Source organism: Bacillus sp. NPDC077027 (genome assembly GCF_050269555.1).
GTDB lineage: Bacteria > Bacillota > Bacilli > Bacillales > Bacillaceae > Bacillus.
Genome location: NZ_JBNNIO010000006.1, coordinates 94,051 through 109,432, shown reverse-complemented (window position 1 = coordinate 109,432; position 15,382 = coordinate 94,051). Strand labels below are relative to the sequence as shown.

Annotated in this window: 13 protein-coding genes; 2 read left to right on the top strand and 11 right to left on the bottom strand. The window is 39.5% G+C overall.

The features are described from left to right. Positions 1-7 precede the first annotated feature (7 nt). The 9 genes from ACQKEZ_RS17295 to ACQKEZ_RS17255 all read right to left on the bottom strand — a co-directional run bounded on the left by ACQKEZ_RS17295 (position 8) and on the right by ACQKEZ_RS17255 (position 12,368). Positions 8-2,104 carry a cellulose biosynthesis cyclic di-GMP-binding regulatory protein BcsB gene (locus ACQKEZ_RS17295; RefSeq protein WP_427302928.1) on the bottom strand — a complete coding sequence of 699 codons (2,097 nt, stop codon included), beginning with the start codon at positions 2,102-2,104 and terminating at the stop codon, positions 8-10. A gap of 4 nt (positions 2,105-2,108) precedes the next feature. Next, positions 2,109-3,344, bottom strand: coding sequence for a glycosyltransferase family 2 protein (locus ACQKEZ_RS17290; protein WP_427303086.1), 1,236 nt, complete (start codon positions 3,342-3,344; stop codon positions 2,109-2,111). A gap of 22 nt (positions 3,345-3,366) precedes the next feature. Further along, entirely contained in the window at positions 3,367-5,088 is a 1,722-nt protein-coding gene (locus tag ACQKEZ_RS17285; protein ID WP_427302926.1) for a DUF2334 domain-containing protein, read from the bottom strand. After that, complete coding sequence (locus tag ACQKEZ_RS17280; protein ID WP_427302924.1) at positions 5,078-5,929, bottom strand: GGDEF domain-containing protein; 852 nt, start codon at positions 5,927-5,929, stop codon at positions 5,078-5,080. Before ACQKEZ_RS17280 ends, ACQKEZ_RS17285 begins: the two co-directional genes overlap by 11 nt. Then, a complete protein-coding gene (locus tag ACQKEZ_RS17275) occupies positions 5,910-6,992 on the bottom strand; it encodes a glycosyl hydrolase family 8 (RefSeq protein WP_427302922.1) in 1,083 nt (360 codons plus the stop codon). The genes ACQKEZ_RS17280 and ACQKEZ_RS17275 overlap by 20 nt, the downstream gene beginning before the upstream one ends. 203 nt (positions 6,993-7,195) lie before the next feature. Then, positions 7,196-9,385, bottom strand: coding sequence for a DNA topoisomerase III (locus ACQKEZ_RS17270; protein ID WP_427302920.1), 2,190 nt, complete (start codon positions 9,383-9,385; stop codon positions 7,196-7,198). 73 nt (positions 9,386-9,458) lie between these two features. After that, positions 9,459-10,514, bottom strand: coding sequence for a tartrate dehydrogenase (locus tag ACQKEZ_RS17265; RefSeq protein ID WP_427302918.1), 1,056 nt, complete (start codon positions 10,512-10,514; stop codon positions 9,459-9,461). 110 nt (positions 10,515-10,624) lie between these two features. After that, positions 10,625-11,548, bottom strand: a complete 924-nt coding sequence (locus ACQKEZ_RS17260) for a DMT family transporter (RefSeq protein ID WP_427302916.1) — start codon at positions 11,546-11,548, stop codon at positions 10,625-10,627. Beyond that, positions 11,541-12,368 (bottom strand): AraC family ligand binding domain-containing protein, encoded by an 828-nt coding sequence (locus ACQKEZ_RS17255; RefSeq protein WP_427302914.1) that lies wholly within the window; start codon positions 12,366-12,368, stop codon positions 11,541-11,543. The genes ACQKEZ_RS17260 and ACQKEZ_RS17255 overlap by 8 nt, the downstream gene beginning before the upstream one ends. A 155-nt stretch (positions 12,369-12,523) precedes the next feature. On the opposite strand from ACQKEZ_RS17255, the gene ACQKEZ_RS17250 reads away from it, so the two are divergent. Further along, the gene (locus ACQKEZ_RS17250) at positions 12,524-13,189 is read left to right on the top strand and encodes a GntR family transcriptional regulator (RefSeq protein WP_427302912.1); all 666 of its coding nucleotides are present in this window, start codon (positions 12,524-12,526) and stop codon (positions 13,187-13,189) included. A gap of 173 nt (positions 13,190-13,362) precedes the next feature. After that, positions 13,363-13,662: a DUF3817 domain-containing protein gene (locus ACQKEZ_RS17245; RefSeq protein WP_427302910.1), complete on the top strand. Its 300-nt coding sequence runs from the start codon at positions 13,363-13,365 to the stop codon at positions 13,660-13,662. 208 nt (positions 13,663-13,870) lie between these two features. Here the strand turns inward: ACQKEZ_RS17245 and ACQKEZ_RS17240 are convergent, their stop codons facing one another. Continuing rightward, the gene (locus ACQKEZ_RS17240) at positions 13,871-14,437 is read right to left on the bottom strand and encodes a flavin reductase family protein (RefSeq protein ID WP_427302908.1); all 567 of its coding nucleotides are present in this window, start codon (positions 14,435-14,437) and stop codon (positions 13,871-13,873) included. 84 nt (positions 14,438-14,521) lie between these two features. Beyond that, positions 14,522-15,364 (bottom strand): MerR family transcriptional regulator, encoded by an 843-nt coding sequence (locus ACQKEZ_RS17235; RefSeq protein ID WP_427302906.1) that lies wholly within the window; start codon positions 15,362-15,364, stop codon positions 14,522-14,524. Positions 15,365-15,382 lie beyond the last annotated feature (18 nt).

Genomic DNA, 15,382 nt, shown 5'->3' with positions numbered 1-15,382 from the left:
AAAGACCTTATGAATCTAATTTTTTTCGACTTCTCTTCACAATGTACAGGATGATTGCGAGGACGAGTAGAATGAGCACTGCCATCAATGTAAAGTACATCCATGGTTGATTGTTGCTCTGTTTCTCTTCGGTCTGTTGACCTTTTGACACATTGCTGACTGTTTGGTGATTGGAGAACATCTCTTTGTTTTTGCTCTCGATGGCAACAGTCGCTGTGTTTGTATTTGTTTGAAGGAATTCAATCACTTCTTTTGAAATAGCTTGGTCTGATCCATTCATTCCTGTGAAGATTGTCATCGCGTGTTCATCATTCCATAAAGATGGCTGTGTCCAGACAATTCTTGCAGTCGTTTCATTGATCATGCCAAATGATGATACATCGTATCCCCCATTGGTAGAAGGTACGATCAGTTCTGTTTCTTTTTCCTTTAAGAACGGGAATGCCTGTACCCCGCCGAGAAAAATAAGTGAATGATTCTGTAACTGCTGATTGGTGATGCTAGATGCCTTCACAATACGATAATCAGAGGTTTTTGGTTGACTGAATGATTCAGAAAGCATCGCCAACTGTTCAAAGGTTTGTTGATTAACCTCATTCGGAATCACAATGCTCGTCTTTTCCTGCTCGTTTGATGAAGCATACGGAAGAGGCCATGCTGCCAAATCAAGAGTGTCGCTTTGATTGTCTTGCGGTAAAATAAGCGAACTGCTTTTATCAATAAATATCCAGCCTTCTTCATCTGTGTTTTTACAGGATTCTAATTTCTTAAAGCCGCTTGTGACAAATTGCAGATCAACATATTCATTTTTTTGAAGAACATTTGAATCCACTGGAATTGTGACATGATAAAAACCATCCTCATCTTGTTTTCCTAGCTTCGTTAATGGAACTGCATGTGGCTCATGATTGATCATGACAGTTAATCGTTCTTCTTTGTTTGATGCGTCAGATCGTTTTAACTTCAGATTAAATGTGGCGCCTGCTTTATGGTTTGCCATAAGCGCTTTGGGATAGAAAAAATGATCAGATGTCGTCTTTTTCGTTCCGACCGTCACATCATCGCCACCAAAATCCGTTAAACTGATATGTGAAGAAACTTTGGAATCCGCTGATGGCATTCGATCAATCTGAATGTCAGAGCCTGTTAATTGATCGGTCATTTCATTATGAATGAGGACTCCGATTTTTTTAACTAGTGTGCTCGGTTGATCGGCGGTCACAAAAAGCATCGACTGTTCTTTTTTGTTCGCCACAAAAGTTTTGATCGCTAGTGATAATTTCTGTTTTTCCACCTTCAAGTCAGCTTGCTTGAACATCGCTTTGACCTGACCATTCCAGCTATTTTCTGCACCAATAGCGATCGTTGGATGGCTTATTTTCTTGACCTCTTTCTCTTGTTTGAAATGAATCACTGTCTCGCGATTTGTATTTTTTAACGTGCGATACAGCTTGATTGCAGCTTCGATTTCATTTTCATCTGGTTTATTAGGGAGAACAATATCTGTCTGTTCTTGCGAGTCACCCGTTTGAACAAATGGATACGGGAAACTTTCTAACGATACGTCTTCTATCTTGCTCCCTTTTAACTTGATCTCACTTTCCGGATAGATTTTTAGCCAGGTGCCAGGTGTTTCTTGATTTATACAGATTCCTTCTTTCAGCACACCATAAAAAACGAGTTGCACACGGTGATAGCCTGCCTTCATTTGAGCCTTGGTCAGTTTTATTTGAATTGATTTTTTCTGTTTCTTACCTGAAAGTGCGACTGTTTGTTGTAGTTCACCATCAATCAGTATAGTCAAGGAAGACGGCGCAATGAGTAACGGGGATGCTTCTATGTTTAAGGTGAGTGTACTCTGTTCTACTTTGCTACCCGTTCTCATTTGATAGGTTAATTCGGTACTATCTTCTCCTCCATATAAGGTAATCAAGTTATCAGTCAGGTGGAGTGATTGGTTCTGTTTGTTTGATTGTGATGCACCGATCCACTCATCCTTTACTTGAATACGATTTGATAATGCCATTGCCTGACTTGTTCCTAAAATGGGTTGGATGGCAATGCATACTACGAAACTAAATATGAGCCATTTTAACGATTTCAATTTGTCACCCGCTTTTCTTTTGTTGATCATATCGTTCTGTTTTATACCATTTAATTTCTTGTTTAAATATTCGACTTTTCGTCTCGACAAATAAGGAATAAACAACAAGGGCGATCCAAACCTGTGAATACGTAAAATACATGAGACTGATGATGAGGATATTCTGTTTCGTCATTTCTGTTTTCTCAATACTCAGTGTGATCATGACCTCCGTCATATAGAGGAAAAAGGCGAGCACCCATAATATAAGGGCAACTGTTCCGACAGATAGATGGAGATCAACAAACAGATTGAGAAGAAAAATCCCATTAGACAACAGGACACCAAAGAAAAACAAGAAATAAGTAAAGAAGAAATAAAACAAATCAAATATCATGCGCTTCCGTTTTAGCTTCATAAATCGGCTTAAAAATTTGAGCACCACGTATTGATTTCCCCTTGCCCAGCGTGTCCGTTGTCGCCACCATACTTTCCATGTTTCTGGTTCTTGTTCCCATGTTACTGCCGCTGGAAAGAATCGAATCACATATCCAAGGTTGTACACACGGATTGTCAGCTCTGTATCCTCGGCAAGTGCATGCACATCCCATCCGCCCAGCTCTTCTAAAATACTGCGGCGGATCGCAAAATTTGTCCCTGGGATTGTCGCAATACGAAACCACTTCCACCTGCCACCTTGAGCCATCCATTGAAAACAGATGGTTTCAATATTAATAAACTTCGTTAATAAATTTTTGCTTGCATTAATGACCCTAAATTTCCCAACGACCGCTCCTGCGCTCGGGTCATTAATTAAGCCAAGAACTAAGTTGTAGACTGCCTTCTTTTCTGGCATATTATCCGCATCATAGACACAGATGACCTCACCAGTTGAAGATTTTAGGCCCTCATTTAATGCAGTGGATTTCCCCTTACCCGCAAATGGAGGTTTTGTTTCAATCATGTGAACATGTTGGTATTGTTCACGAAAAGATTGTACAATCTCTCCAGTTCGATCAGATGAATTGTCGTTAATGACTATGATTTCGAGCAAATGTTTTGGATATGACAGTTGCACCATAGCCTTTAACGTTTGCTTAATGACAACCTCTTCGTTATGAGCTGGAATGAGTATACTTACTTTTGGAAGCTCCCTTACTTGCTTCGTCCATTTTGGCAGCACTCGTTCATAGGTTAAATAATGTTGAAAACCGCCCTGCATGAGGAACATGTGGTATAGGAGCATAACCCAAATCAGCATCAGTGAGATATAAAATAAGACATCAGCCACGTGTTTTTCTCTCCTTAAAAATACGTTTTTTCATCGTCAATCTTAAATACAGCGTATAGAGAATAAACATCACAATAAATAAGAACACAACACCTGTCAGCAGAAGCAACACCTTCTCCATTCCACTGCGTTTTGGTGAATTGGTAAGAATCTCTTTTGACTGATGCACCTGAATATGCCCGTTTCCTGTTGTTTCAATCTTTACATTGGGCGTTTGAACGGTTTGTTTTGTCCTCTTTAAATCGAGCCATTCGCTTTGAGGCAGGCTTTCCATTTGTGAGATCAAATCAGGTAAATATTCAAGTCCTAAATAAGTATGATAGAAGGCGCCTGCGATTTGATCCTGAATATGCTGCATTGCACTGATTGCTTGTTCTGCCTGACCAATTGGATCTGCCGCTGTAGGATCGACATATCCAAGTTGCTCTGGATACAGTGTCATACCATGTAAACTAGCTGGCGTTGATACGTATGGCGGTGCACTCATTGTTTTCCATGTGTCGTCTGTCAGTTGCACCTGCCCGAATAGGCTTGAAAAATAACGAGAGGTCACTTGGTATCCAAGCTGTGACATGGCATAGTGTGGTGCTTCGAAAGCGAGTGGGTACAACCCTTGATCAACTAAAAGTTCGATCCCCTCTGTTAGTTTTTGCTCCGTATACGCAACTTCATTTTCTTGATAAGACTTAAGGTATGTTTGATATGCCTGTTCACTTGGAAAAGCGCTCTGATTGGCTAATTTCTCTTTAGCATCTTGAGTATCGCTTGATATGATGGGCTGATCGAGCTTCGCATCCCAGAATTCTAGCCCTTCCCCTGTTTCGCTATTTCGATAGGAATGACTATGACCATGAAGAATGACTGTGCCTCCATTGTCTTGCAATTTTTTCAAAATGTTCACCAGCTTCGGGCGGTCTTTAAGTGTTATTTGCTCACCTGTTGACGGGTCAACGAAGACTGGAATGACGGCTAACAAGAAGGGAATGTGTCTCTCCGACAAATATGTGCCCACTTCAAGCAATTTCTTTTCGTCAGATACTGGACTAATATCTTCTAGCCTTAGGTACTTGATGGTTTTCTCCTTCTCTTGTTGGAAAAGCAACTCGAACACTTCTGCTATCAACATCTTATTTTGAAGCACTTGGAAAATTCCGATGTAGGTTGTCTTTTTATTTGTTTGGACAATAAATGGCGTTTTTTTATGATGTTTTTGAAATGAAAATTGCGGCTTTAGATCGTCACCGCTCACTCCCAAAACGGTTAGTCCATCATCTTGGAGGCGATAATGTTTCTCTTTCGTTTTTTGTATTTCGTAAACGTGTTGTTGTTTTGTAAAGGACAGGTGAGAAAAGGCATTCAATTGCTCTGCATTATGGCCAATCGCAATGAGCATAGCATCTGTCTGCTGCATCGCATATAGCGCTTGACGTGGCAAAGTTTTCTTAGTTTCCCCGTAATAAATAATCGTCTGTTTTCCTTTGACATCTTCCGGTGACACTTCTTCATCTGATAAAACAGTCTGCTTTTCAGAAAAGTGCCCCAGTAGCAAACCTAACATACTCACATCTGCAGTGACATGACCTGTTTTTGTTGAATAAATAATGAGCATGTTGGACTGTTGTTCTTGCGCTGATGCTTCCTCTGCGCTTCCGATCTGCCCGATACTGATGAGACTTATCACCAATAACCACTTGATGTAATTGTTATAGTTCATTCATCATCAACTCATTTTCTAGTTCTTCTAAAAATTGATCTGGTGTTCGATAGGCTGAACTGCTAGTTAAATGGCAGACATGGAAGGTCAGCGTGACATGATGTCCATTTAATAACACATGCTTTTGCAAGGTTTCCTTTAGCTTTTCAAGCACAATCGGTACATGCTCCTCTGGAGTATGGGTGAGCAGTAACCCAATTCGTTCTTCTGATAAACGAAACTTTTTATCCGTTTCTCTAACACTTGCCCGAATTTTGGTACTCAGTTGTTGAAATAGATGCAACATCTCTTTTTCACCATATAATGCTTTGAATTCTTTGGCATAGTGCATATGAAGTAAGATAAATACAAATGATTGCTTGTACCTTTCAGCTCGCTTCATTTCCTCTGATAATTCAAGCATCATTCGTTCCGCATTATCAAAGCCTGTTGTTGAGTCAATCGCGACAAATTGCTTCATCTCAAACTGCTGTTTTTCTATGGTTTGTTGCATCGTAGAAATGAGCTCATGTATTGACCCAGCAGAGAGTGCGAAAAAGAGAAGAGAGGCGCCCCAAACTACAAAATCTTGTAACGTCTGGTTTGAAAATAGCATGTCTGTATCTCCAAGCTGGCTCCAAAACATTGCACTCCCAACAAAAAAGAGGATGATGAGTGTAAGAATTAAGGATGGGAGCATGCCGAAAATGATGCCACAGCCTAATACCACAAGCGCTAAACCAATCAACATCATGCCTTCTAGATCATAAGCCGTAAAGTAATAAAAAAATAAGGTGATACCTATCAACATGAACAGCATCATGCTATAAATGCGAGAGGTGTTACTGAATAATAGCTTCATTCAAAAGCTCCCTTTCTGCAATAAGAGGCAATAAGTTATCAAATGAGTGAGTCTCTTTCTCGTTCAAGTAGCCTCCGTAATAAGGTTTGAGTGGATCTTGTATTTCTAATTGCTTCATTCGCTGATAAATATCTAGTGCAAATGCCGGTTGATCCATTTTAAGTGCATATAACATGGAAAGTGCATAAACTGCTGGAGATTCAAACGTAACGGATGGCTCTTTTGATGTGAGGTGATATCGTCCAAATAGCTTACCTTCTTTTTTAAAGGTTTGCTGAAGCCATGTCATGAAAGAAGCTGTATCGACCTTCATATCTGCTGCGTGAAGAGCAGTATACAATTGATCAATAAGATTCAAATCAGCATCAAACGAATAGTGTGCTGCGTCAATATCATAGGATTTAGGAAAAAAATCGTTTTTTCTTGGAGCCTGTTGAATAATAGACAGCTGACGACTCAATGTTTTGTCATTAATGACACCGAGTGTATTCAAATCTGAGATGGCGTTTGGATCAATATATGAAAGTGTGATAGATTGTGAGGTTTGTTTTGCTGATACATCATAATAATCTGTAAAGATGCCTTTATACATGCTTTTTTCTTTTAATGCACGGGCGATCTCTAAGGCTAGGTTTCGGTAATCGGACTTCTGCCACATTTCATCTGCTTGATTGAGTGCGTGAACGACACGCAGATCGTCAATCAGGGCATTCACATTGCTTTTTTTGTCGTTTGCAATTTTCCAAGTGAGAAGCTGGTCCTCAAGTAGAAAGTGCTTCTTGATCAAGTTTATTTGCTTGTCAAAGGAGGACTGATCTTTTTTTCGAATGAGATAATCCATCCAAAGTCCAAGCGATTCAGATAAGTAGATCGGTGGATTGGCAAAGGTTGTGCGAATAAGTCCTTGTTCTGTCAGCAAATGATGGGTGATAAAATCTTCTGCCGGTAAAAGTGGCTGATCTTTTTCTGGACTCGATGTGGTATCATTCTTCTTCAAGGTGCACCCACCTAAAACGAACGCAATGAACGTGATGACAATGGCACGTTGTATGGTTTTCTTCATTCAGCTCCTCCTCAGGATGAAACAATTTCATTTCGTCATCTAACGTTTTATTATAGTATGTTTTGCTTAAAATATAAATAAATATTATTCGGCAAATTACGATCCTTTTCACATACCAAATTCCTTTATTCAGCAGAAATAAACGAATATATACCTAGACAAACTAAAAAAACCTGTGCATGATGTACACAGGTTTCAACCATTTATTGATCTAATTTTAATTTTTTTAGCTGTTCAGCAAGCGCGTTGTTTAATGGTTCTTCTGCTTTCTTTTGTTTCTTGATATATTTTGAGACATCATGCTTACTCGCACGACTTTGATTTGATTGTGCCTTACGTTTTTCAAATACAGATAGCTTTTCACGATGTCCGCATACGCAAGCAAAGATTTTCCCTTCACCTTCACCACGTAGTTCCATTTTCTTATGACAATTTGGACAGCGTGCATTGGTTTTCTTGGCTACATTTTTTCGATGACCGCAATCACGGTCTTGACATACAAGCATGGTGCCGTTTTTGCCATTGACCTTCAGCATTAATTTCCCACAGTCCGGACAATGTGTACCTGTCATATTATCATGCTTAAATGTATGACCTGACTGCTTGATTTCACTCACGGCCTGCTTGGCATATGACTTCATTTCATTCATAAACTGTGAGGATTTCAAATCGCCTCGTGCCATTTTAGACAGCTTTTGCTCCCATTCTGCTGTTAAAGCAGGTGATTTTAAATCTTCTGGAACAAGTTCTAAAAGCTGTTTGCCTTTTGACGTAATGAAGATGTCCTTGCCTTTTTTCTCAATGAGAAAGCTATTAAATAATTTTTCAATGATGTCTGCTCTTGTTGCTACAGTACCGAGTCCACCTGTTTCACCAAGAGTTTTCACTAAATTCTTCTCTTCGTTTTGCATAAAGGCAGCCGGATTTTCCATAGCTGATAACAGCGTAGCTTCATTAAAACGAGCAGGTGGTTTCGTTTCACCTTTCGTTTCTTTTAGATGGCGTACATCAAGTGACTGGCCTTCAGCTAATGGTGGCAAGGTTTGATCCGCAACATCAGTTGCTTCGTCATCATCATACGCCTCTTCATATACTGCTTTCCATCCAGCTGAGAGCACTGTTTTTCCTTTAGCGGTAAAGGTTTCCGTACCTATTTTTGCAAAAACATTTGTTTCCTCATACTCAAATGGCTTCATTAAAACAGCAAGGAATCGTTTTGCAATTAAATCATATAGCTTACGTTCTTTATCACTTAGGACACCTGGATATAGCTCTTCCTCTGTTGGGATGATGGCATGGTGATCCGATACTTTTGCATCATTTACAAATCCTTTATTCGCTTTGATGCCCGACTGTAGGATGCGATTCACATGCTGTGTGTAAGGTCTGACGTTCATTCCTTTCAGACGATCCTTTAACGTTGGCACGATATCGGCTGTTAAATAACGTGAATCTGTACGTGGGTATGTCACAAGCTTATGCTGTTCATAAAGACGTTGTAATGTTGAAAGGGTTTCTTTTGCTGAGAAACCGAAGCGCTTATGTGCATCCCGTTGAAGTTCAGTTAAATCATATAAGCCTGGTGCATTGGCTTTTTTAGCCGTTTTCTTTAGCGATTCAATGATTGCAGGTTTTCCTTCACACGAAGCTAATCGCTGCTTGATCAGCTCTGGTTGAAAGGAACGACTTTGCTTTGTTTTTTGATCCTGCCATGTCAGAGTCAAACCATCCACCTGTGCTGACAATCCAAAGTATGGCTTTGGCTGAAAGCGCTGGATATCTTCATCTCTTTTAGCGATCATGGCTAGGGTCGGCGTTTGCACGCGACCACATGATAGCTGGGCGTTAAATTTCGTCGTTAATGCTCTTGTCGCATTGATGCCAACAATCCAATCTGCTTCTGCTCTCGCAACAGCTGAACGATACAAATTATCATATTCTTTCCCGTCCTTCAAACGCTTAAAGCCATCTTGAATGGCTTTGTCTGTTACAGAGGAAATCCATAGACGCTTTAGCGGTTTTTTCACATGAGCTTTTTCTAAAATCCATCTAGCAACAAGCTCACCTTCACGTCCAGCATCTGTAGCAATGATGATGTCTTTGACATCCTTTCTAGCAAGCTGTGACTTGACCGCTTGAAATTGTTTACCTGTCTTTTTGATCACAACAAGCTTTAGCGGTTCAGGTATAATTGGCAGATCTTCTAATCGCCAAGACTGAAATTCTTTTCCGTAGCCTTCGGGGTCTGCAAGGGTAACAAGATGGCCAAGAGCCCATGTGACGATATATTGATCCCCTTCTAAAAAACCATTTCCTTTTTTATGACACTTCAGTACACGTGCTAGATCACGTCCAACTGAAGGTTTTTCTGCTAGTACAACTGTTTTTGACACACGATTTCACATCTCTTTCTTCTATCCATCCTTTTATTATAGCAGACGCCCCCATTCGGTTCTAACAGTTACACTATTTCTTTAAACGTTTGATTAATTCGTCTGTTACCTCTTGCGTTTTGTACTTGCCACCAATGTCTGGTGTCATAAAGCCGTCTGCTGTGACCGATTCAATGGTTTCAAGCAAATATGCTCCTAGCTCTTCCTCACCAAAATGATCAAGCATCAATTTCGCTGTCCATATTTGTCCAATTGGGTTGGCGATTCCTTTCTGCGCAATGTCTGGTGCTGATCCATGTACAGGCTCAAACATGGAAGGGTATTTGCCATTGACATTGATGTTGGCAGCAGGTGCAACACCTATACTGCCCATAATTGCTGCACCGAGGTCTGTTAAAATATCACCAAATAGATTACTAGCGACAATGACATCAAAACGTTCAGGTCTTGTGACAAAAAAGGCTGATAGTGCATCAATATGCTGTGTGTCTGTTTTGATTTCACGGTATTCCTTAGACAGCTCTTGAAATACTTCATCCCAAAATGGCATTGTGTGGATAATTCCATTTGATTTTGTTGCACTTGTCACATGTTTCCGCCTTTTTGATGCTAAATCGAATGCATAGCGCATCGCTCGTTCCGTTCCTCTACGAGAGAAAACGGCATTTTGAATAGCTATCTGATCTTTCCCTTGATAAATGCGTCCACCAATTTCACTATATTCTCCTTCTCCATTTTCTCTTACAACAAGAAGGTCAAAGTCCTTTGGATTTGCAAGTGGGGAACGCACGCCAGGTAATTGCTTTGCTGGTCTAATATTAATCACTTGCTCGAATTCACGTCTAATTTTAATAAGTAAGCCCCATAAGGAGATATGATCTGGGACCAAGCTGGCATCTCCAACAGCCCCTAAAAAGATCCCATCAAAGGCTTTTAATTGATCCATCCCGTCTTTTGGCATCATGACGCCATGCGCTAAATAGTATTCACAGCTCCACGGGAAATCTTGAAATGTCAATGATAAACCGCCATGCACCTCTGATATCGCTTTCATCACCTTGATCGCTTCAGGTACAACCTCTTTTCCAACACCATCTCCTGGTATGGTTGCAATTGCTAAGTTTTTCATTCTGTATCCCCTCTCCCTCTCTTTAAGTCGACGGTCGACCGATTGTATCAAGTCTACAAGATGGTGGTTTCTCTTTCAAGGTAAAAAGCACTTCGATCTTATCGAAGCGCCTATTGATTTTGCATATGTATCTGTCTTTTTTGTTTTTTCTTGTGTTTGATTTTTCGTTCTGATAGGAAAAGACCTGTTAATGTTAAAGATGTTCCTAAGATGGCGAGTGGGGTTAGCTTTTCATTTAACACAATCATGGATATGATAATCGTGACGATCGGTACAGCATAAATATAGACACTTGTTTTAACAACACCTAACGTCTTCACCGCAAAGCTCCATGTGAGAAAACAAATGGCGGATGCACCTACCCCTAAAAATAACAAATGAAATATGACAGTATGACTTGTGAACCGTTCCCACTTCAGCTGAAAATCGAATAAACCTAATAAAGGAATCATCCATAACAAGCCATAAAAGAACACACGTCTTGTTGTATGAATGATGTGATAGCCATATTGACTCATCTTCTTTGCTAAAATGGAATAAAAAGCCCATACAACAGTTGCCACAAGTGCCAAAAAATCTCCAAGCGGGTTCAATTGAAAGGTTGTCATGCCGTTGAAGCTAACAAGCACAATACCTGTCATCGCAATCACAAACCCAATCAAAAACTGACCTTGTAACTTTTCTTCTTTTAATAGAAAGTAAGCGAATAAAAAGGAGAAAAACGGGACGACAGAGCTAATGACCCCTGCATTGGAAGCGAATGTATAGGTTAAGGCTACATTTTCTAAAAAATAATATAAAACCACGCCACATAACCCAGCAAGTGCAAACATGAGTTCATGTTTTTTGTCTGTAACTTTCATTGGAAATGGATATATAACAATGAGTGCAATAAAACCGATGAAAAATCGGAGAAATAATATCTCTGTTGGTGAGAAGCCAATTAATAAGATTTTGGTTGAGATAAATGTGGCTCCCCATAATAATATTGTCAGTAATGCAGCTAAATGACCTAGTGTCTGCTTATTATTCATTGATGCTACCTTTCTTAATGAAAATTTGTTGATATTGTCCTGGTGTGAGACCAATAAATTCTAAGAAAAAATGACTTAAATGGCTTTGATCAGTAAAACCTGTAAGAGCTGCTGCTTCAACTGGTTTTATCCCTTGTGTAAGTAGCTTCTTTGCTCGATTCACCCTTAATGTTTGCAAGTAACGATATGGCGTGATACCACGTAATTTCGTAAATGCTCGCAATAGCGAATACTTATTCATTTCCACAAGCTGTGCAAGTTCATCCAAAGATACATTTTCTGTATAGTGATGCTCGATATATTGTCGTACGTTTTCTATTTTTTGTTCATTTGCACGAAATGGCTTTTCCTCAGGTATATCCGCATAATCTTCAACAAGCTGTTTCATCAGAAAATAAAAGGTTTCTTCCTTATTAAAAATGGGTGCCTCTTCTGTGATCATTTGATGGAGATGATAGAGCTGTTCGGTATGCTCACTTTGTGATATAACCGGCACTTTGAAATGTGGTAGCTGATCCATGCCTTTAAACACCTTTGCCATGGCCTCAGGCTTGATGTTGAGACAACGATAATCAAGGGTTTGATGATTGATTTGTTCACATGCGTGATTATCATATGGGTTAAAGATAATGATATCCCCTGCTTCAATGCTATACTCTTGATTTTGGCAGATTAAACGCCTTCTGCCATTTTCAATAAAACCAACGACATAATATTCATGAAAATGATTCGGAAATTTTTGCATAATGCCATGAAAGCGATAGGCTTCAATTTGCAGATCATGGTCGAAGTGTACGGTTCGTTCCTCTTGCGTTTTCATCTATACAACCTCTTTTCACTGAGCTGAACATAATTGTAGCATAGTGCCTCTCCGCTTTTATTGTACGATATTGACTTCCTTGACAAAGCTTGCTTGCATGAACAAACTAATATAACATGAGGGCAAAAGATGAACAGTAAAGAGGTCATGAATGGATGAATTCATTTGAATTAGAGAAGCCCACTCCTTATTACATGCAATTTTATGAACAAATGAAGCACATGATTTTTAATGGTGAATTCCAGCCAAGCGAACGTATCAACGAAACACAGCTGGCAAAACGCTTTGGTGTCAGCCGCTCTCCCGTAAGAGAAGCAATGCGCCTATTAGAAAAAGATGAGCTACTGATCGCTGATCACAAGTCAGGTTATATGGTCTATGCCCCCACTGAAAGGGATGTTGATGAGCTATATCACATTCGAATTGCCTTGGAATCACTTGCCGTTCAGTTTGCTTGTACAGAAGCTTCAGAAGAGGAGCTTTCACAAATCGAAGATCTTTATTACCTAGCAGATGACGCCATTCAGCAAAAAAATGAGCCAAAGGAAATCATTCGTTTACATGAAGCATTCCATCAAGCCATCATTCACGCAAGCCACAATGAACGTTTATTCAAACAGCTGAATCATGTGAATGCACTCATCCACTTTTGTCGCATCCTCAATTTCAGCGGAGAAAATCGCGCTGAGACCATTCAACAAGAGCACGCCATGATTATAACGGAGCTCAAAAGACGAAACGTACAACAAGCAATCAATGCCATCACAACACACTTAACACATGATTTAGCGCACTTGAAACAGGTGTTGAAAGATAGCTAATGTAAGTTAATGGCTCATGCAAAAATTTTTCACAAGCGATTACTCGAATTTCTCCTATTTTTTACGAAATCAGTGAACTTATTTTGAATTTTTCTCAGATTTTGCATGTTCGATAGAAGAATCGTTTATATTGGAAGATGAGAAACTAGTTTTTTAAACAGGAGGATTCGTTTATGCAGCACACCAGTATTAGCCGTCTTCGTCAGGCAGGTTTTATTGAGGGAATGTCTCTTTTAACCCTTCTTTTAATTGCCATGCCTCTTAAATATTTCGCCGATATCCCTATGGCAGTTACCATTGTTGGTTCTCTTCATGGTGCATTATTTGTCATCTATATGCTTGTTCTAGCGTACGTCACATTCAAAGTTCGTTGGCATCTCAAATGGTCGATTGTCGGTTTCTTTGCTGCATTTATTCCTTTCGGCAATTTTGCCTATGATAAAGTATTGCGTCAATTTGATACAAAAAAATAAAAGAAAAAGCGTCCTTTGAGAGGAACGCTTTTTTTAAATAGATGCATATTTTACGCTGACAGCCTGAAGACTCATGTTGTCACTTTTGGAGATGATTTGCACTCGTTTAAAGTGCTATTTTGCACTATATGTAAATATAAAAAAGGTCTGATTTTATTGACTTATCTTTGAGCTGAAGAAGAAAATAACTATAAGACTTTCTTTCATCCTACTTTTCTAAATATAATGGATGATTCTTTTCAGTAGCGGCGTCTGTTAATACTCGGTATGTGGACCGACCGATATGAAGGGGGATTTCGAGTTTGGCTAGGTTAGGTAATCCATTATCTAAAAATAACGCTTTGTCCTGATAACGCTGTAACACTTCTCCTACGATCCACTGCATATCTGCAATCGGGGTGATACTTTTAACCTTACATTCATAAGCGAAATAGGCCTCTGATAAGATTGGAATATCTGCTTTTATTCCGTTTTCATAGGAAATATTATACTTCTGAAATTTATCAAAATCGGCTCCGCTGAATGTACCAATTGCTTGAATGAGTTCAGAGCTGGAAGCAGGTAAAAAATGAACGCCAAAGACGCCACTTTGCTTAATCATTTGAAATGTATGCGCCTGCTTTTGCAGCGAGAGTCCATAAGTACCTGGATTCGATCCAATATACGTATGCCAACCGGAGGCCATGATATTTTGCTCTCCACGATATCGGGCAGTGATAACAGCAACCATTCCAGGATAGGAATACCAAATCGGTTCTTGTGTAGGGGTTCTCATAAATAATCGCTCCTTTTGATTGGAAAATACCTCACAAGAAACATGTTAAACCCTATAGTCGCTATAGGGTCAAGTGAAAATCTATTAGTTTTTTTTTACTCTTAATTCTGAAATAAAACGATCCTCATGAAGTGGGCTAAAGTTCATGGGAACCGACACCTCATACACATTCCCCTCTGTCTTTAATTGGTTTTCTCTAACATGGTCAAATAATTTTTGATAATGTGCTATATAAGCTTCGGGTGACCATTCAAATGCAATGCAGATGTATTCACCTGCTGCAAACGTCACTCGTTCAATGTTTTCCTTATCTGAACCTAATTCAATTGGCAGATCTGGCGCGGTGGTATAGACGTATTCGTACCTTATGTCATTCGTCTTTTGATAATCGGCGAAGCTGTAGGTATAACTGCATTGGTTATCAATTAGTGAACACTGATCCTCTAACACTTCGGCGAGTATGCGGGCCTGCGCATAGGGCTCGGTTATTGGATTTGCATTGGAGGTTGCAATTCTTAATAAGGCTTGTTCCTCTACATGCCTAGTGTATATGTCTTCATTTTCTATTCTTTTAGCTAATTCTAGCTGTTCCATCAGTTGGTTTTTCCTTCTTTTAAGAAGCTGTTCAGCTTGAATGATTTTTTCTTTTTCCTTTTGAATTTCAACTTCTTGGTGGTGAAGATGTTTGAGCATGCTCTCAGGAGTATCTGAGATGATCTCTTTAATATCCTCCAACGGTGTTTGGACATACTTAAGTGACTTAATAATATCCAAATAGAAAAACTGCCTACTATGGTAAAATCTATAGCCGTTTTGCTGATTTATATGTTCTGGCTTAAATAGACCTAATTTATCGTAATATCGCAGGGTCTGTATGGAAATGTTGTTCAGCCTTGCTGTTTCACCAATTGAGTATAAACTATTCATAAGTGCCTCCTTAACAAA

Coding starts and splice junctions, on each gene's coding strand:
- ACQKEZ_RS17285 (WP_427302926.1), bottom strand. CDS start 5,088: ATGAACTATAACAATTACATCAAGTGGTTATTGGTGATAAGTCTCATC.
- ACQKEZ_RS17240 (WP_427302908.1), bottom strand. CDS start 14,437: ATGAGAACCCCTACACAAGAACCGATTTGGTATTCCTATCCTGGAATG.
- ACQKEZ_RS17290 (WP_427303086.1), bottom strand. CDS start 3,344: ATGCTGATTTGGGTTATGCTCCTATACCACATGTTCCTCATGCAGGGC.
- ACQKEZ_RS17255 (WP_427302914.1), bottom strand. CDS start 12,368: ATGAAAACGCAAGAGGAACGAACCGTACACTTCGACCATGATCTGCAA.
- ACQKEZ_RS17260 (WP_427302916.1), bottom strand. CDS start 11,548: ATGAATAATAAGCAGACACTAGGTCATTTAGCTGCATTACTGACAATA.
- ACQKEZ_RS17235 (WP_427302906.1), bottom strand. CDS start 15,364: ATGAATAGTTTATACTCAATTGGTGAAACAGCAAGGCTGAACAACATT.
- ACQKEZ_RS17250 (WP_427302912.1), top strand. CDS start 12,524: ATGAATTCATTTGAATTAGAGAAGCCCACTCCTTATTACATGCAATTT.
- ACQKEZ_RS17245 (WP_427302910.1), top strand. CDS start 13,363: ATGCAGCACACCAGTATTAGCCGTCTTCGTCAGGCAGGTTTTATTGAG.
- ACQKEZ_RS17265 (WP_427302918.1), bottom strand. CDS start 10,514: ATGAAAAACTTAGCAATTGCAACCATACCAGGAGATGGTGTTGGAAAA.
- ACQKEZ_RS17275 (WP_427302922.1), bottom strand. CDS start 6,992: ATGAAGAAAACCATACAACGTGCCATTGTCATCACGTTCATTGCGTTC.
- ACQKEZ_RS17280 (WP_427302924.1), bottom strand. CDS start 5,929: ATGAAGCTATTATTCAGTAACACCTCTCGCATTTATAGCATGATGCTG.